Consider the following 15,720-nt stretch of genomic DNA (forward strand, 5'->3'; position numbering starts at 1 on the left):
GGTTGCTGGCGTGCTTCGCGCGGCCTAGCGTCGGAATGGCAATGGACGTCTATCTCCCCATCGCGAACCTGTCGGTCAACGGTCTGGTCATCATCGGCCTTGGCGCCCTCACCGGGCTGCTTTCGGGGATGTTCGGCGTTGGCGGCGGATTCCTGACGACGCCACTGCTGATCTTCTACGGCGTGCCGCCCACCGTCGCTGCCGCTTCGGCCGCCAGCCAGGTCACTGGCGCCAGCGTCTCGGGCGCTTTCGCACAGGCGCGACGCGGCGGGATCGATTACCACATCGGCGCGGTGCTGGTGGCAGGCGGGGTGATCGGCACCGGGATCGGTTCGCTGCTGTTCCGCCTGCTCCAGTCGCTCGGCCAGATCGATACGGTGATCAACATCCTCTACGTCCTGCTGCTCGGCGGGATCGGCGGGCTGATGGCGCATGAGAGCATCATCGCGCTGAAGGCACAGCGCGCAGGCGTCCCCCTGCCAGCGCGCAAGCGGCGGCACCATCCGCTGGTGGCAAGCCTCCCCTTGCGCTGGCGGTTCTATCGCTCGGGCCTCTACATCTCACCGCTCGCGCCGCTGCTGCTCGGCATGGCGACAGGCATCCTTACCATGCTGATGGGCATCGGCGGCGGGTTCATCCTCGTGCCGGCCATGCTCTATATCCTCGGCATGGGCGTGAACGTGGTCGTCGGTACCTCGCTGTTCCAGATCCTCTTCGTCACCATGGTCACCACGATGATGCACGCGCTGACGACGCGGGCGGTGGACATCGTGCTTGCCGGACTGCTGCTTGTCGGCTCGGTCACCGGGGCACAGCTCGGCACCTTTTTCGCACAGAAAGCCAAGCCCGAGCAGTTGCGCCTGATCCTTGCGGTGATCGTGCTCGCCGTCGCCCTGCGCATGGCCCTCGGTCTCGGATACCGCCCGGACGAGATATACACGGTGGTGCCGCTATGATGGCGGTCGGCCGCAATCCGTGGCGTTTGCTGGTCCTGCTGGCCTGCCTGCTTCTCACCGGCGCGCGCGACCCGATCCTCGTTCCCGAAATCTCGCAGCATGAAGTCCAGGTGCGGCAGGGCTTCACCGGGGCGGACCTGCTGCTGTTCGGCGCGATCCTCAGCCCCGAAGGCAGCCGCGCGGCGCAGGATTACGATATCGTCGTCGTGCTCGAAGGTCCGGTGCAGTCCATCGTCCTGCGCGAGAAGCAGAAGATCGCCGGGATGTGGATCAATGCGGATTCGCTGGAATTCCGCTCCGCGCCCAGCTACTTCGCGGTCGCCTCGTCCCGCCCGATCGCCAAGATCGTCGATGACAAGACTGCCGCGATCTACGAGCTCGGCCTCAAGTGGCTGCAACTCTCGCCGATCGGGGTGATCGAGCCGCACGAACAGCAGCGCTTCTCTGCGGGTCTGGTCGATCTCATGCGCCGCCAGGGGCTCTACCGCGAGGACGAAGGCAGCGTGAAGATCAGCGGGCAGGTGCTCTATCAGGCAAGGATCAGCCTGCCGTCGAGTGTGCAGACCGGAACCTACACGGCTGAAACCTTCGCCATTCGCGGTGGCAAGGTGGTGGCCTCGGCGATCACTCGCGTCGAGGTGAAGAAGGAAGGGTTCGAACGCTTCGTTGCGGTGGCGGCGGATCGCAATGGCTGGCTCTATGGCCTGTTCGCAGTAGTCGTATCGGTCGCCATGGGCTGGATCGCCGGACGCCTGTTCGCACTGGTTTGACTGGAGCTGGGCTATTCCGAAGATTTAGTCGTTTTTAACCTGAAAGCGCTAATCGGTAACCAATCGCCAGTTCCGGCCGAGAGGTTTTTTGCGTGATGTCCGACATGGGTATGCAGAGTTTCGTGCCTGCTGCGGCGGTCGGCGAAGATGGCGGCGATCTTCGCACCACTTTCGTCGCGTCGGAAAACGCTCTCGGATCAGAGAATGCGCGGCACCCCATCGGCCATGTGCGCGAGATTGCAGGGTCAAGCTCTGCCATCGCTCTCGACCTCGGTCGGCTAGAACAGTGCTCGTCCGATCTCGATCCGTCGGTGGCGCTTTCGGGCAAGGTCGGCAGCCAGATCAAGATCCGCGTCGGCAACTCCTGGTTGCTCGCCAGCGTGCGCACGCAGCGGCAGGACACCAGCGTCGATGGCGGCGTGGTCGCGCAGATCGACTTCCTCGGTGAAGGCGAGGAAGAGCGCCTGACCGGCAAGATCTACGGATTCCGTCGCGGCGTCACGCGCTATCCTGTGCCCGGAGCGCTGGTCTATCCCGCCACAAGCAACGACTTGCGCCAGATATATGCCAGCGACGGGCGTACCAATATTTCCATCGGCACCGTGTTCCCCACGCGCGATATCCGCGCGGGGCTCTATGTCGATGCGCTGCTTGGCAAGCACTTCGCCCTGCTGGGCTCGACCGGCACCGGCAAGTCCACTGCCGCGGCACTGATGCTGCACCGGATCTGCGAGATGGCCCCTGCCGGCCATATCGTGATGATCGACCCCCACGGTGAATACGCCAGCGCGTTCCGCGTGACCGGGCAATTGCTCGACGTGTCGAACCTGCAGATGCCCTACTGGCTGATGAACTTCGAGGAGCACTGCGAAGTTTTCGTGACCGCGCAAGGTGTCGATCGGCAGGTCGATCAGGACATTCTCGCCAAGTGCCTGCTCGCCGCGCGCCAGCGCAATCGCCTCGCCGAGCAGATCGGCAAGATTACGGTCGACTCGCCAATTCCCTACCTGCTCTCCGATCTGCTGAACGTGCTGCAGAACGAGATGGGCCGGCTCGACAAAGGCACCAACTCGATCCCCTACATGCGGCTCAAGACCAAGATCGAGGAAATCCGCAGCGATCCGCGCTACCAGTTCATGTTCTCAGGGATGCTGGTGGGCGATACGATGGCGGAGTTCATCGCCAAGATCTTCCGCATGCCCGCCAACGGCAAGCCGATCTCGATCATCGATGTCTCGGGCGTACCATCGGAAATCACCTCCACGGTCGTCGCCGTGCTCAGCCGCCTCGTGTTCGACTATGCGATCTGGGCGCGCGACGAGGAAACGCGGCCGGTCCTGCTCGTCTGCGAGGAGGCGCACCGCTACGTGCCCAACGAGAAGAACTCTGACGGCTCCTCGGTCGGCCGCATTCTTTCGCGCATCGCCAAGGAAGGCCGCAAGTACGGCGTGTCGCTCGGCCTGATAACCCAGCGTCCCTCCGATCTTGCCGAAGGCGTGCTGTCGCAGTGCGGCACGATCATCGCGATGCGCCTCAACAACGAACGCGACCAGGCCTTCGTCAAGGCGGCCATGCCCGAGGGCGCGCGCGGCTTTGTCGATACGATCCCGGCATTGCGCAACCGCGAATGCATCATCTCGGGCGAAGGCGTGTCGATCCCGATGCGCGTCTCGTTCGACGAGCTTGAGGCGATCAAGCGCCCCGCATCGAATGATCCCTCGTTCTACGAATTGTGGAGCAAGAGCGGCGGCGAGGAACGCGCTGTCGAACGCACCGTACAACGCTGGCGCGCGCAGAGCCGCTGACGCGGGCTCCGCGCCGCTTTCATTACTACAAGCTCGGCATCATCCGTCCTGCCGTATCGGCGTCGGCGTGGGTCTCTTCCTCGCACTCCTCGTCCGGAACCGCGCGCGCCCGCTCGCGCCACGCGGGCTGGCGATAGGCATAGACCGCCAGCGCCACGGCCACGGCAGAGCTTACCGGGAAAGCGAGCCACAGCGCATCGGCACCAAGCTGCGGGTAGAATGCGTAATAGAAGCCGAGACGCACGGGATACATCGCGATCGACAGGATAATCAGCGGTGTCCAGACCACACCGCCTGCCCGCATTGTTCCGAACAGCACCATGGTCACGCCGAACAGCAGGTAGCTCCAGCTCGCGAGGAACTGGATGTGTCGCGCTTCGTCGACGGACGGGCTGGCCGAGCCAAGGAACAACTCGAGCGCAGGCCGGTCGAACAGCAGGATCAGGGCGCAGAGCGCTCCGGTGACCGAGAGGTTGAGAAGGACGCCCGAGCGCGAAATCTTGCCCAGACGCTGGTCCAGCCCTGCGCCGATCGCCTGCGCGGCCATGGCACTTACCGCAGCGGAGATCGCCATCGCCGGCATCTGCAGATAGGTCCACAGTTGCAGCGCCGCGCCATAGGCCGCACTGACCAACAGCCCCTCGCGGTTGACGAGGCCGATCACGATGATCCCGGCCGCGGAGATCACCAGCATCTGCGCGCCCATCGGCAGGCCCTTGGTCAGGATGTAGCCCAGCTCGTCGCGGCGCGGCCAGAGCCACTTCAGTTCGGCACCCCTCAGCCGCAGCGGCAGGTCCTTGGCATAGACGTAGGCGACGATGCCCGCCATCGAGACGAACGAGGCAATCGCCGTCGCCAGTGCCGCGCCCGCGATGCCCATCGCCGGGATCGGGCCGAAGCCGCCTATCAGCAGTGGGTTTAGGATCACGTCGAGAACGGAGGAAAGGATCATGAACTTGAGCGGCGTTGCCGCATCGCCCCCGCCGCGCAGGCCCATGCCGAGCATGACCGTGATCATCGATGCGGGCATGGCAACGAAGATCACCCGCAGGTAGGTAAGCGCATAGGCATATGTCTCGCCCGGTGCGGCCATTGCTGTCAGCAGCTCGGGTGCGAAGACCCAGCCCATTGTGCCGACGACTAGCGAGAGCAGCACGCAGAAGCCCACCGCCGATCCGAACGTCCGCCGCGCCGCCAGCACGTCGCGCGCGCCAAACGCTTGCCCGATCTTGACCGTCGCCGCCATGCCGAAGCCGAATGCTGCCGCAAAGACGAGGAACATTACCACGTTGGCATTGGCCGTGGCCGCCAGTGCACCTTCGCCGAGCATCCGCCCGACCCAGATCGAATTGATCGACCCGTTGAGCGATTGCAGGATGTTGGAAGCCAGCGTCGGCGCGGAGAACAGCACCAGCGTCTTGAGGATCGGCCCGCTGGTAAGATCGCGTCCGCGCCCGGGGGGTGGAGCCAAGACCTCAGCCCTTCTTCAGCGCGGCAAGCGCTGCGAACGCGCCAGACCCGGCATCACCGGCCAGATTATGCTCGGCCCGCGCCTTGTCGGCATTGGGCCCCTCGGCAAAGGGGTCGATGGCAAGCGCAAGGCTCTGCGCCACCGCCTCGCCCAGATCGAAAGTTGTGCCCTCGTACTCGATCTCGTCGCAATCGTCGGCGGTGATCTCGATTTCCTCGTCGGGGGAATGAGTGCCGGTGATGGGGATGAAGCGGAGCGCGATGGGTTCGCTGATGGAGACAGGGAAGTCCTCGCCGGAGATCGCGCAGAGCAGCACGATCGAGGCGTTGAGATGGCCCTTTGCCTCCACCTTGTCCCCCTCGCGCCTCAGAGAGATGGTCGCCTGCATGGCGTTCACTGCCGAGAGTTGGAAACGTCCTGCAAGGCGTCTGCGCTCGTCTTCGGTGGGTTCCAGCACGATGGGCTCATCGTTGATCTGGCGAAGGTCGATTACCCGTGAAAACTCTGATTCCATGGTCATTTCCCGATCTCCGCATCAAGAACGCGGAAGGCCGGAACGAGGTCCAGCCCGGCGGCGAAGGCCCGCACGCGGCGGGTGATCGGCAGCGGATCGGTGCCGTCATGCAAGGTCACGTTGCGCTCTATCGCCTGCGCCATCATCGCCTCGTCGCGCGCGGCCAGCGCCTCGCGATAGGCGCCGAGCCGGCCACCCAGCACGCTCATCAATTCGCCCACACGCTTGCCGACGATTACGTCACCCACCCCGCTCTCGCGCAGCTGGCCGTCCATGTCCTCGACGAACAGTTCGGTAAGTCGCACGGAAGGCTCGATAAGTTCGGCCTCGCGCTCCATCCGGATCAGCACGACCGAGAGGATCAGCGTGATCATGTCGAATCGCCCGGCAACCGTGTCTGCCACGCCGCAATCGCGATACCACTCCTTCTCGCGCGCGATCTCAACCGTGCGGTGCCACAAGGGGCGGGCCACGGCACGGTCGTCCTGCTTGCGACCGAACAGCTTGGTAAGAATGGACATCGCGGCAATCCTTGAGGTTCGGCCCGTTCAGGGCCGATTAAATCTGGGCCGTCCAGCAGTCTGCTTGCGGGCAGTCATGCCGGGCGGCATTGCGGTTATTCCGATTGGACCCTAAGGGTCCTGCAATTGGCCTTGGCGATATAGTCTGTGCATTCCCGATGCAAACGGGCATGACGGCAAAAGATTGAAGAGCGGAGTTTGCGAATGCGGAACAGTCGGCTGTTGGTACAGGGTGCGACAGTGCTCGCCCTGGGCGTGGCGGCATCCGGCTGCGCCAGCATCAAGGACCATCGCGGCTACATCATCGACGAAGCGCTGGTTGCCACCGTCCAGCCGGGCGTGGACAACAAGCTTTCGGTCGAACGCACGCTCGGTCGGCCGACTTTTACCAGCCCCTATGGCAAGCAGACCTGGTACTACGTCGCGCAGAACACCAAGCAGCGCCCGTTCAACCGCCCTCGCACCGACACTCAGGCCATTCTCGTGGTCGACTTCGATGCCAAGGGCAACGTCACCTCGCTGAATCGTGAAGGCATGGAAAAGGTCGTCCGCCTTTCGCCCGAGAGCGACAAGACGCCAACGCTGGGCCGCGACCGGTCGTTCTTCGAAGACCTGTTCGGCAACATCGGCGCAGTCGGTGCCATTCCGGGCGGCGCAGGTCAGGCTCCGGGCGGTACGGGTCCGAACGGCAGCTGATTGGCCGCCGCTTGAAATAGCTGTCGCGCCCCTCATATCCGAGGCATGGACGACAGCAGGGCGAGCCACGGCCTTATCCAGTGGCACGGCACCACCATCATCGGGGTGAAGAAGAACGGCCGCACCGTCATCGCCGGTGACGGGCAGGTTTCCATGGGCAACACGGTGATGAAGCCGAACGCCCGCAAGGTCCGCCGCATCGGGGACGGCAAGGTGATTGCCGGTTTCGCAGGTGCGACTGCCGATGCCTTCACCCTGTTCGAGCGGCTCGAGCGCAAGCTGGAGCAGCATCGCGGCCAGTTGATGCGCGCCGCCGTCGAACTCGCCAAGGACTGGCGCACCGACAAGTACCTGCGCAATCTCGAAGCGCTCATGATCGTTGCCGACGCCGAGACGATGCTGATCCTGACCGGAAACGGCGACGTGCTGGAGCCGGAAGGCGGAATCGCCGCGATCGGATCTGGCGGAAACTACGCGCTCGCCGCCGCCCGCGCCCTCACTGACTATGAAGACGACGCCGAGAAGATCGCCCGCCGCGCCATGCAGGTCGCCGCCGAAGTCTGCGTCTTCACCAACGACCGCGTGACGGTCGAGGAAATCTGATGCTTGATTCTCTTACCCCCAAGGCTATCGTTCGCGCGCTGGACGAGCACATCGTCGGGCAGAGCGATGCCAAGAAGGCCGTTGCGGTCGCCCTGCGCAATCGCTGGCGTCGCCAGCGCCTGTCCGCTGACCTGCGCGATGAGGTATCCCCGAAGAACATCCTGATGATCGGGCCGACGGGCTGCGGCAAGACCGAGATCAGCCGCCGTCTGGCCAAGCTGGCCGATGCGCCCTTCGTGAAGGTGGAAGCCACCAAGTTCACCGAGGTTGGCTACGTCGGCCGCGACGTGGAGCAAATCGCCCGCGATCTGGTCGAAGAGGCGATCCGGCTTGAGAAAGAGCGTCGCCGCGATGCGGTGCGTGACGCTGCCAGCAAGGCCGCGATGGACCGTTTGCTCAAGGCACTGGTGGGCGATGGCGCCAGCGAGGCGACGCGCGAGAGCTTCAAACAGCGCCTGGCCGATGGCTCGATGAACGAGGTCGAGGTCGAGATTGAAGTGGAGGACACCCCCTCCACCCCGATGGAGATCCCCGGCATGCCCGGCGGTATCGGCATGATCAACCTGTCGGACATGATGGGCAAGGCGTTCGGCAAGCAGAACCTCAAGCGCCGCAAGATGCGGGTGGCCGATGCCTGGGACAAGCTGGTCGACGAAGAAGCTGAAAAGCGCATGGATCAGGACGACGTCGCGCGCGAGGCGATCCGCAACGCCGAGACCAACGGCATCGTCTTCCTCGACGAGATCGACAAGATCGCGGTGTCCGATGTGCGTGGCGGTTCGGTTTCGCGCGAAGGCGTGCAGCGCGATCTGCTGCCGCTGATCGAGGGCACGACGGTTGCCACCAAGTACGGCCCGATGAAGACCGACCACGTGCTGTTCATCGCTTCGGGGGCGTTCCATGTCGCCAAGCCTTCTGACATGCTGCCCGAACTGCAGGGCCGCCTGCCGATCAGGGTGGAGTTGAAGGCGCTGACCGAGGATGATTTCGTGCGCATCCTGTCGGAAACGCGCGCGAACCTCGTCGAACAGTATCGCGCGCTGATTGCGACGGAGAACGTGACGCTGGACTTCACGCCTGAAGCCATCCGCGCCATTGCCCGCACGGCAGCTCAGGTGAACGAAAGCGTCGAGAACATCGGCGCGCGGCGCTTGCAGACGGTCATGGAAAAGCTGCTCGAGGAAGTCAGCTTCGATGCCGAGGATCGCGCGGGCGAGACGGTAACGGTGGACGAGGCCTATGTCGCCGCCAAGCTTGCCAACCTTGCCGGAAACGCGGACCTTTCGAAGTACATCCTGTGACGGTCAGGCTGCTTCCCGCAACGGGCGTGCACTTTGCGCGCCTGCTGGCCGGGGAGCGGCCTGAGCCGGATATTGGCCTTGGGCGTACGCCAGTCGCCGAGACTGAAGTTATTGCGATGCTGGCCGGATTGGCCGAGACGGTCGCGGAACTCTTTGCGCCATCGGCCTGGTTGATCGTTTCTGGTGGCGAACTCGTCGGTCTGCTGTCGGTCACAGCGGTGCTGGCCGACGGTGTGCTCCAGATCGGATATGGCGTGGCACCGGGCTCGCAAGGACGGGGTCATGCATCGGCGGCGGTGAATGCGCTGGTCAAATTGGCAGGATCGGACGAGCGGGTCGGCGCACTCTATGCCGAGACGCGCACCGACAACATTGCCTCGCAGCGCGTGCTGGAGCGCAACGGCTTTGGCAGAATCTCCGAACGGCTTGACGAAGAGGACGGCGCGCTGTTCTGCTGGCGCATCGATTGCCGAGGATCATGATGCATCAGACTCCCGAAGACCGCCCGATCTATCGCCTGCTCACTGGCAAGGACGACCGCGCCTTCTGTGAGCGCGTTTCCGAAGCGCTGGCGCAGGGCTGGCGGCTCTATGGCTCGCCCTCGATGACCTATGACGGCGGCATGGACTGCATCAAGGTGGCGCAGGCCGTGGTGTGGCATGAGGCGGATGTGGTGAAGTAGTTTTCACCGTTCCACACTGCCCGTCATCCCGGACTTGATCCGGGATCCCGCTTGTTCTTTCGGCGTGGTTCAGCAAGCGGGGCCCCGGATCAAGTCCGGGGCGACGGTGGTTCTGGAATTGGCCAGTTAGCTACTCCGCCGCTTCGCTGACCTCGGCGCTTTCCTGCGCCTGACGCGCCCACATCTCCGCATAGAGTCCATCGCGGCGCAGCAAGTCGGTGTGGCTGCCTTGCTCTGCAAGCCGCCCCTGATCGAGCACGAGGATCGTGTCCGAATCCGCGATTGTCGATAGCCGGTGCGCGATGGAGATCGTGGTGCGGTGGCTGGCGACCGCGCGCATCGTGGTCAGGATGTCTTGCTCGGTGCGGGTATCCAATGCGCTGGTCGCCTCGTCGAACAGCACGATGGGCGGGTTCTTGACCAAGGTGCGCGCAATGGCGACGCGCTGCTTTTCGCCGCCTGACAGCTTGAGGCCGCGCTCGCCCACTTCGGTGTCGTAACCCTGTGGCAGTCGGGCGATGAAATCGGCTATGGCGGCACCGCGCGCTGCGGCATCGACTTCGGCTTGGCTCGCGCCATCGCGGCCATAGGCGATGTTGTAGCCGATGGTGTCGTTGAACAGCACCGAGTCCTGCGGGACGATGCCGAGCGCGGCGCGCAAGCTCGTCTGCGTCACGCCCCTGATGTCCTGCCCATCGATCAGGATGCGGCCTTCCCACGGATCGTAGAAGCGGAACAGCAGGCGCGCGATGGTCGACTTGCCCGCGCCCGAGGGGCCGACGATGGCGACGCGGCTGCCGGCAGGCACCTCGAACGAGAGGCCGTGCAGGATTTCGCGGTCGCGATCATAGCCGAAGATCACGTTGTCAAAGGTGACCGAGGGGCGGCTGACGATCAGCGCCGGTGCGTTCGGCGCGTCGGCCACTTCGATGTGCGTATCGATCAGGCGGAACATTTCGGCCATGTCGATCAGGCCCTGCCGGATCGTGCGATAGACCATGCCGAGCATGTCCAATGGCCGGAAAAGCTGTGTGAGGTAGGTGTTGACGAAGACGAGGTCACCCACCGTCAGTTTGCCTTGCGACCAGCCCCAGACCGTCCATGCCATCGCGCCCGCCATCAGCAGGTTGACGATCATTGCCTGCGCGATGTTGAGCAGGCCAAGGCTGTTCTCGCTTTTCACCGCCGCATCGGCGTAGGCGCGCGCGGCTGAGGCATAGCGAGCTTCCTCGCGCGATTCTGCGCCGAAGTACTTCACCGTCTCGTAGTTGAGCAGGGAATCGACCGCGCGGGCGAGGGCTTGCCCGTCGAGCCGGTTCATCTTCTCGCGCAAGTGCGTGCGCCATTCGGTGATTGTGCGCGTGGCATAGACATAGGCAATCACGGCGAGGATCGTCGCGGTCACCAGCCCGAGGCCGAAGTTGAACCAGAAGATCACGATGACGGCCGTCAGTTCGATCACCGTCGGCGCGATGTTGAACAGCAGGAAGTAGAGCATCGTGTCGATGCTCTTGGTTCCGCGCTCGATCACCTTGGTCACCTCGCCGGTGCGGCGGGCGAGGTGGAAGCGCAAGGAGAGCTTGTGCAGGCGCGCGAAGACGTTCTCGGCCAGATGCCGCGTGGCGTCCTGTCCGACGCGCTCGAACACGATATTGCGCAGGTTGTCGAACAGCACCCCGGCAAAGCGGCCGAGCGCATAGGCCAGCACGAATGCCATCGCCACAGTGAGCGCAGCCTGTGACTTGCCGGTGTCGAGCGTCATCGCATCGACGGCTTTCTTGTAGGCAAAGGGCAGGGCAAGCGTCGTCGCCTTGCCCAGAAGCACCATCAGCACCGCACCCATCACCCGTCGGCGCAGGCTCGCGTTGTCCGCCGGCCAGAGGTAGGGCAGGAAGCGCTTGAGCGTGGCCCATCCGTCGTGGCGGGCGTCTTTGGGACTCGTCGGGGTTTCTGGCGGCATAGGCTCCCACATAGGGAACCCGCCGCGCTATGCCAGAGCTTTGCCGGGATTTGGCCGGGAATTCGGCCGGATCTGCTCAGAACACCGTGCGGTGAGGGTCTAGTCCTGCAACGCCGACTGGCAGGTCGAACAGCACACGGCGCGTGGCGAAATCGATGGCCACGCGCCGGAACATGCGCAGTTGCGCCATGCCCAGCAGCATCGCGGGGCGCTTGACCAGTCCGAGCCGGTGGAACGCCGGGGAATCGGCAAAGGCAAGCCAGGTGTTGTGCAACTGCAGGCCTTCGACATCTATGGTCGAAGCCATGACGAGTTCCGCGCCAACCGACTGGCCGGTGACCGAGAACAGCACGGTCTGCTCGGCCTTGCGGCGCCGGGTCAGCGCGTTGCGCAGGGCGGGGTTGCCGATCGAGCTGTCGGAGCCGGTATCGAGCACGATGTCCGTCGGCACGCCGTCGACGATGGCATTGGTCATGATCAACTGGCCGGAGCGGCGCTTGGCCTTGACTACGATCTCGAACCCGCGCGTGCCGCCAAGCGAAGCGGCATCGCCGATGGCCATGCGGTTGGCGTGGAAATCGATCAGCACCCGCTGGTCCTGCAGGCTGTCCAACCCGACGATGCCATCGGCCCCGATGTGATCGGCTTCGAGCAGCGGGGCAGACAGCGTATAATAGGTGCGCTTGCCCAGGCTGATCTCGTCGACGTCCACCATCTGAACGGCTTGCGATCCCGCGACGCCAACGACCATGCCGTTCCCCGCGATTGGCAGGCCAAGCGCGCTGGCGACTTGCCGCGAAAGCACGGTGCGTTCCGATCCGGTATCGATCAGGAACTCGTAAGGCCCGCTGCTGCCGATCCTGACCGGAACTGTCATGCGATCATGGGTGTCCCGCTGGATATGGACGAGTTCGTCTGCGGATGAGAGCGGGGGTGGCGCAGGCGCTGCAGATTGCGCGGCGGCCTGCTGAAACGGGAGCGCACAGGCGAACAAGGCAGTACCGGCATGCGCCGCAGCCTTGGCAAAGGCCAAGGACTTCAGGATCGGTGCGCGAACAGGCAGCATGGCGGCGTTCTCCCGGGAACGCATCTTACGCCTGATGGCGCCGCTGCGCCAGAGCGCTCAACCGCGCGCGAGACCGCTCTTGCGGCGCAGGGCAGGCAGCAGCGCCTGCACCATTTCCGCGATTTCCGGCAGGAGCGGGTGCCGGGTCAGCCAAAGCGCTGCGAACCATAGTGCGATGCCGCAAAGAACGGTGGCGGCGGCTTGCCCGATGCCAAGGTCGGCGGGGCCGTTGCCGATCGCATAACCGGCGAGGACCGGCAGGACTGCAGCCAGCGTGACGATAGCGCTGCGCAACCAGACTTTGGCCACCGCAGAAAAGGGCAGGTCCAGCGTGCGCCGCAGCAGCGGCAGGTAGATCGCAACCCAGAGAACGGCATGCGCCACCCGTGAAAGCGCAACCCATTCGAGGCCGAAGGGGGCCGTTGCTGCGATCAGCAGGATCGAGAGCAGCGTCTCGGCGATCATGCAGCGCATCAGCGGCTTCAACCGTCCCATCAGCACAGGCAGGTCGGCGTACAGCGGCAAGGCGACGTAGCCGATCTGCGAGAGGGCAACCCATGTCAGAAGCGGGGCCGCGGCGATCCAGCGCTCGCCATACAGCAGCCGGATCATGGGCTCGGACAGCACGGCAATGCCTGCCATCGCGGGCCAGGTGACGCCGGTATAGGCAGCCAGTACGCGCAAGTACGGCGGGCCAAGCGGCTCGCCACTGTCACGGATGCGTCGGAATGCGGGATAGAACACGCCCGTCACCGCACCTGCGATCAGCAGCCGAAGTTGCAGCGCCAGCCCGGATGCGCGCGCGAAGAGGCCGACCGCCGCATTGTCGATCATCCGCCCGATCACCAGCTCTGGCGCTCGGGCTGAGAGCGAGTTGCACAGCACCTGCACGGTATTTGTCCCGCCAAGCGCCAGGATCGGTCGGGCATCGCCTATGCGCAACGGCCAGGGCAGCATTCCGCCCGCACGCCATTGGCTGACGACAAGCCTGGCGCCCTGCTGCGCAAAGGCCCCCCATGCCAGCGCCAGTGCACCGTGCCCCAAGACGGCGAGGGTCACCGCCGTTGCTGCATTGGCAATCGCGGAGCCGACCTCGATCATGCTGTTCGAGCGATAGTCCATCCGGCGCTGGCAGGTCGCCTGCGGAACGATGGCCAGTGGCACCAGCAGATAGGAAGCCGCGATCACCAGCGTGACCGGCAGCAGGCCGGGGTCGCCATAGAACTTTGCTATGGGCCAAGCCGCCAGAAGGGCAAGCAGCGCTATGCCCCATGCGAACAGGACCGATATCGCAAAAGCCGAGCGCAGCTTGTCAGGCGTCAGATCGCGCTCGCCGTTGATATAGCGGGTGACGCCGAAGTCCTGCAGGAACGCCACCAGCGTCACTGCGGCGAAGGCGATCGAGAACTGGCCCAGCTGCTCTGGCGTGATGAACCAGCGCGCCAGCACGATGCTGGTGACGAACTGCAGCGCGAACGACGCATACTGCGAGCCCAGCGCCCAGAGCGCTGCAGTCCGCACCGACATCGCCGGCTGTGCGGCGGAGGGCTTGTCGGCGCTCATCCTTCGATCTCGAGAAAGCTCGGGAACGTGCCGGCGCTTGCAGCCGCGCCACGGCTGTGCGCCCGCCGTCTCCAGCGCAACATCGGTCTCGCCAGCCAAGGAAGCACCTGCCACAGCGCGAAAGCAAAGCGCCACACCGGCCCGCCGACCATACCGCCCGCCCGAACCACGTCGCGCAATTCAGCCAGACCCCTGCGGGTATCACCGTCTATGATGCGGTCCATGGCATGCTCGAACGAGAGCGCCGAGCGACTTTCTGCCATCAATGAGCGGACGAGCGCGTGCTCCGGGCGGTCTGCGGAAAGATGCGCAAGTGCTTTCTCATAAACCCGGATGTTGCCGAGCAGCATGCGTCCGGCATTGCTAGAAGCAGAGCCCGGGCGAACGCGATAATCGCCCAGCACTTCGTCAACATAGTGCGCCTGTCCACCGCGCAGCATCAGTTTGACCCACAGATCAAAGTCCTCAGACTGCGCCATCGCAGTGTCAAACCCACCCACCGCCTCGAAATCAGCGCGGCGAAAGGTCGTGCCGATATAGACGTTGAACGAACGATCCAGCACATCGGCCAGCGATCCGCGAACGCCGTCTCCTGTCCCTTGCTTGCTTTCGACGCAGGTGCGCTCACGGCTCACCGCCCCGAAGATGCGCGCGTTGCAGGTGGCAAGCCGGACCGTGGAATCGGCCTCCAGTATGCCGACCATCGTTTCGAGATAGGCGGGGCGGAACAGATCATCGCCGTCGAGCAGCGCGATGAGCGGCGCGGTACTGGCAGCGACGGCGCGGTTGCGGGCGGTGGATACGCCGCCGTTCGTCGTGGCGAGGAAGCGGATACGGGGATCGGCGAGGAAGGGCGCCACCGCAGCGCCGACGTCGTCGGGCGCGCCATCGTCGATGACGATGCATTCCCATTCGCTCAGGGTCTGTTGCTGAAGCGAGGTCAATGCCTCTCCGACGAGGTGAGCAACACCATAGGCAGGCACGATCACGGCCACGCGCGGTGCGCGTGGGGCAGTCGTTTGCGCAGGGGCGAGGGGACTCATGGGGCAGTCCTAGACCGGTGTCCTTAAAGATTGGCTTACGCGTGCGAGCGCGTGATCGTGCCTGGGAGGCGCCTGATCGGACGGAATGGCGCAATCGAATCGCGATTCTGCCGATTCAGGGTGGAAAACTGGCTGATTCGCACCCCAAACGCGATTGCTATGCGCTTCAAAGTTCCCGGTTTTCGGGGGTTTTGGAGGGAAACGAAATAAAATTGCAAGATGTCGTTGACCGGGGGGCAACCCCTCCATATATGCCCCTTCACCGGACGGGACGACGGCTTCACCGCCTCTCTCACCACCCGGTCGCCAACATAGACGGACACTCAGTCCCCCGGCCAAAATCGGGGAGCATTGGTTGTCCGCCTGAAACTGTCACTGCGGTGGCGGGTTGGTGGATCTTTGACATTGTAGGAATAGATGAAGGGACATGTGGGCGACGGCGCCTGCTGTCTGTGGCTTTAGGGCGCAGATTGGCAGTATAAAGTAGTCGAGCTTGCATGTCTTATACGTAACCATACGTTTAGATGTGCAGGGTTTGATACCCTGAATTAATTTTACGTCAGATTGCGGATCTTATGGTCCGTGCTGTTGTGAGATTGGACACAAACTTGAGAGTTTGATCCTGGCTCAGAACGAACGCTGGCGGCATGCCTAACACATGCAAGTCGAACGAAGCCTTCGGGCTTAGTGGCGCACGGGTGCGTAACGCGTGGGAATCTGCCCTTTGGTTCGGAATAACAGTTAGAAATGACTGCTAATACCGGATGAT

Annotated in this window: 15 protein-coding genes and 1 rRNA gene (1 of these 16 running past the window's edge); 9 read left to right on the forward strand and 7 right to left on the reverse strand. The window is 64.0% G+C overall.

Going from position 1 to position 15,720, the window contains the following annotated elements; genetic code table 11:
• Positions 1-41 precede the first annotated feature (41 nt).
• The 3 genes from ACZ1JW_RS08515 to ACZ1JW_RS08525 all read left to right on the forward strand — a co-directional run bounded on the left by ACZ1JW_RS08515 (position 42) and on the right by ACZ1JW_RS08525 (position 3,531).
• Positions 42-956, forward strand: a complete 915-nt coding sequence (locus tag ACZ1JW_RS08515; RefSeq protein WP_465142665.1) for a sulfite exporter TauE/SafE family protein — start codon at positions 42-44, stop codon at positions 954-956.
• Positions 953-1,726: a TIGR02186 family protein gene (locus ACZ1JW_RS08520; protein WP_465142666.1), complete on the forward strand. Its 774-nt coding sequence runs from the start codon at positions 953-955 to the stop codon at positions 1,724-1,726. The genes ACZ1JW_RS08515 and ACZ1JW_RS08520 overlap by 4 nt, the downstream gene beginning before the upstream one ends.
• 95 nt (positions 1,727-1,821) lie before the next feature.
• Positions 1,822-3,531, forward strand: a complete 1,710-nt coding sequence (locus tag ACZ1JW_RS08525; RefSeq protein ID WP_465123968.1) for an ATP-binding protein — start codon at positions 1,822-1,824, stop codon at positions 3,529-3,531.
• A gap of 25 nt (positions 3,532-3,556) precedes the next feature.
• Here the strand turns inward: ACZ1JW_RS08525 and ACZ1JW_RS08530 are convergent, their stop codons facing one another.
• Genes ACZ1JW_RS08530 through ACZ1JW_RS08540 form a run of 3 tightly spaced genes read right to left on the reverse strand, consistent with a single transcriptional unit; the run spans position 3,557 to position 6,037 of the window.
• Positions 3,557-5,002 carry an MATE family efflux transporter gene (locus ACZ1JW_RS08530; RefSeq protein ID WP_465142667.1) on the reverse strand — a complete coding sequence of 482 codons (1,446 nt, stop codon included), beginning with the start codon at positions 5,000-5,002 and terminating at the stop codon, positions 3,557-3,559.
• 4 nt (positions 5,003-5,006) lie between these two features.
• Positions 5,007-5,522 carry a YceD family protein gene (locus ACZ1JW_RS08535; RefSeq protein WP_465142668.1) on the reverse strand — a complete coding sequence of 172 codons (516 nt, stop codon included), beginning with the start codon at positions 5,520-5,522 and terminating at the stop codon, positions 5,007-5,009.
• Positions 5,519-6,037: a ubiquinol-cytochrome C chaperone family protein gene (locus ACZ1JW_RS08540; RefSeq protein ID WP_465123966.1), complete on the reverse strand. Its 519-nt coding sequence runs from the start codon at positions 6,035-6,037 to the stop codon at positions 5,519-5,521. The genes ACZ1JW_RS08535 and ACZ1JW_RS08540 overlap by 4 nt, the downstream gene beginning before the upstream one ends.
• A gap of 204 nt (positions 6,038-6,241) precedes the next feature.
• Between ACZ1JW_RS08540 and ACZ1JW_RS08545 the strand changes: the two genes are divergently transcribed.
• Genes ACZ1JW_RS08545 through ACZ1JW_RS08565 form a run of 5 tightly spaced genes read left to right on the forward strand, consistent with a single transcriptional unit; the run spans position 6,242 to position 9,319 of the window.
• On the forward strand, positions 6,242-6,733 hold the full coding sequence (locus ACZ1JW_RS08545; RefSeq protein ID WP_465123965.1) for an outer membrane protein assembly factor BamE: 492 nt from the start codon (positions 6,242-6,244) through the stop codon (positions 6,731-6,733).
• A 45-nt stretch (positions 6,734-6,778) separates the two neighbouring features.
• Positions 6,779-7,336, forward strand: a complete 558-nt coding sequence (gene hslV, locus ACZ1JW_RS08550) for an ATP-dependent protease subunit HslV (RefSeq protein WP_039333452.1) — start codon at positions 6,779-6,781, stop codon at positions 7,334-7,336.
• Positions 7,336-8,637: an ATP-dependent protease ATPase subunit HslU gene (gene hslU, locus ACZ1JW_RS08555; protein WP_465142669.1), complete on the forward strand. Its 1,302-nt coding sequence runs from the start codon at positions 7,336-7,338 to the stop codon at positions 8,635-8,637. Before hslV ends, hslU begins: the two co-directional genes overlap by 1 nt.
• Positions 8,634-9,119 carry a GNAT family N-acetyltransferase gene (locus ACZ1JW_RS08560; RefSeq protein ID WP_465123962.1) on the forward strand — a complete coding sequence of 162 codons (486 nt, stop codon included), beginning with the start codon at positions 8,634-8,636 and terminating at the stop codon, positions 9,117-9,119. Before hslU ends, ACZ1JW_RS08560 begins: the two co-directional genes overlap by 4 nt.
• Positions 9,119-9,319: a DUF1737 domain-containing protein gene (locus ACZ1JW_RS08565; protein WP_465126412.1), complete on the forward strand. Its 201-nt coding sequence runs from the start codon at positions 9,119-9,121 to the stop codon at positions 9,317-9,319. Before ACZ1JW_RS08560 ends, ACZ1JW_RS08565 begins: the two co-directional genes overlap by 1 nt.
• 130 nt (positions 9,320-9,449) lie before the next feature.
• Here the strand turns inward: ACZ1JW_RS08565 and atm1 are convergent, their stop codons facing one another.
• The 4 genes from atm1 to ACZ1JW_RS08585 form a co-directional block, all read right to left on the reverse strand.
• The gene (gene atm1, locus ACZ1JW_RS08570) at positions 9,450-11,279 is read right to left on the reverse strand and encodes a heavy metal ABC transporter ATP-binding protein/permease Atm1 (RefSeq protein ID WP_465142670.1); all 1,830 of its coding nucleotides are present in this window, start codon (positions 11,277-11,279) and stop codon (positions 9,450-9,452) included.
• Positions 11,280-11,355: 76 nt separating this feature from the next.
• Positions 11,356-12,345 carry an aspartyl protease family protein gene (locus ACZ1JW_RS08575; protein WP_465142671.1) on the reverse strand — a complete coding sequence of 330 codons (990 nt, stop codon included), beginning with the start codon at positions 12,343-12,345 and terminating at the stop codon, positions 11,356-11,358.
• Positions 12,346-12,402: 57 nt separating this feature from the next.
• A complete protein-coding gene (locus ACZ1JW_RS08580) occupies positions 12,403-13,908 on the reverse strand; it encodes an oligosaccharide flippase family protein (protein WP_465142672.1) in 1,506 nt (501 codons plus the stop codon).
• Positions 13,905-14,951: a glycosyltransferase family 2 protein gene (locus ACZ1JW_RS08585; RefSeq protein WP_465142673.1), complete on the reverse strand. Its 1,047-nt coding sequence runs from the start codon at positions 14,949-14,951 to the stop codon at positions 13,905-13,907. The genes ACZ1JW_RS08580 and ACZ1JW_RS08585 overlap by 4 nt, the downstream gene beginning before the upstream one ends.
• 604 nt (positions 14,952-15,555) lie before the next feature.
• Between ACZ1JW_RS08585 and ACZ1JW_RS08590 the strand changes: the two genes are divergently transcribed.
• A 16S ribosomal RNA gene (locus tag ACZ1JW_RS08590) occupies positions 15,556-15,720 on the forward strand; it runs 1,318 nt beyond the window's last position.

This window comes from Novosphingobium sp. BL-A-28-Hi1-0D, assembly GCF_055521755.1.

What these genes read in the sequence shown, in the direction of transcription:
- ACZ1JW_RS08515 (WP_465142665.1), top strand. Translation starts at nt 42, where the DNA reads ATGGACGTCTATCTCCCCATCGCGAACCTGTCGGTCAACGGTCTGGTC.
- ACZ1JW_RS08520 (WP_465142666.1), top strand. Translation starts at nt 953, where the DNA reads ATGATGGCGGTCGGCCGCAATCCGTGGCGTTTGCTGGTCCTGCTGGCC.
- ACZ1JW_RS08525 (WP_465123968.1), top strand. Translation starts at nt 1,822, where the DNA reads ATGTCCGACATGGGTATGCAGAGTTTCGTGCCTGCTGCGGCGGTCGGC.
- ACZ1JW_RS08535 (WP_465142668.1), bottom strand. Translation starts at nt 5,522, where the DNA reads ATGACCATGGAATCAGAGTTTTCACGGGTAATCGACCTTCGCCAGATC.
- ACZ1JW_RS08540 (WP_465123966.1), bottom strand. Translation starts at nt 6,037, where the DNA reads ATGTCCATTCTTACCAAGCTGTTCGGTCGCAAGCAGGACGACCGTGCC.
- ACZ1JW_RS08545 (WP_465123965.1), top strand. Translation starts at nt 6,242, where the DNA reads ATGCGGAACAGTCGGCTGTTGGTACAGGGTGCGACAGTGCTCGCCCTG.
- hslV (WP_039333452.1), top strand. Translation starts at nt 6,779, where the DNA reads ATGGACGACAGCAGGGCGAGCCACGGCCTTATCCAGTGGCACGGCACC.
- hslU (WP_465142669.1), top strand. Translation starts at nt 7,336, where the DNA reads ATGCTTGATTCTCTTACCCCCAAGGCTATCGTTCGCGCGCTGGACGAG.
- ACZ1JW_RS08565 (WP_465126412.1), top strand. Translation starts at nt 9,119, where the DNA reads ATGCATCAGACTCCCGAAGACCGCCCGATCTATCGCCTGCTCACTGGC.
- atm1 (WP_465142670.1), bottom strand. Translation starts at nt 11,279, where the DNA reads ATGCCGCCAGAAACCCCGACGAGTCCCAAAGACGCCCGCCACGACGGA.
- ACZ1JW_RS08575 (WP_465142671.1), bottom strand. Translation starts at nt 12,345, where the DNA reads ATGCTGCCTGTTCGCGCACCGATCCTGAAGTCCTTGGCCTTTGCCAAG.
- ACZ1JW_RS08580 (WP_465142672.1), bottom strand. Translation starts at nt 13,908, where the DNA reads ATGAGCGCCGACAAGCCCTCCGCCGCACAGCCGGCGATGTCGGTGCGG.
- ACZ1JW_RS08585 (WP_465142673.1), bottom strand. Translation starts at nt 14,951, where the DNA reads ATGAGTCCCCTCGCCCCTGCGCAAACGACTGCCCCACGCGCACCGCGC.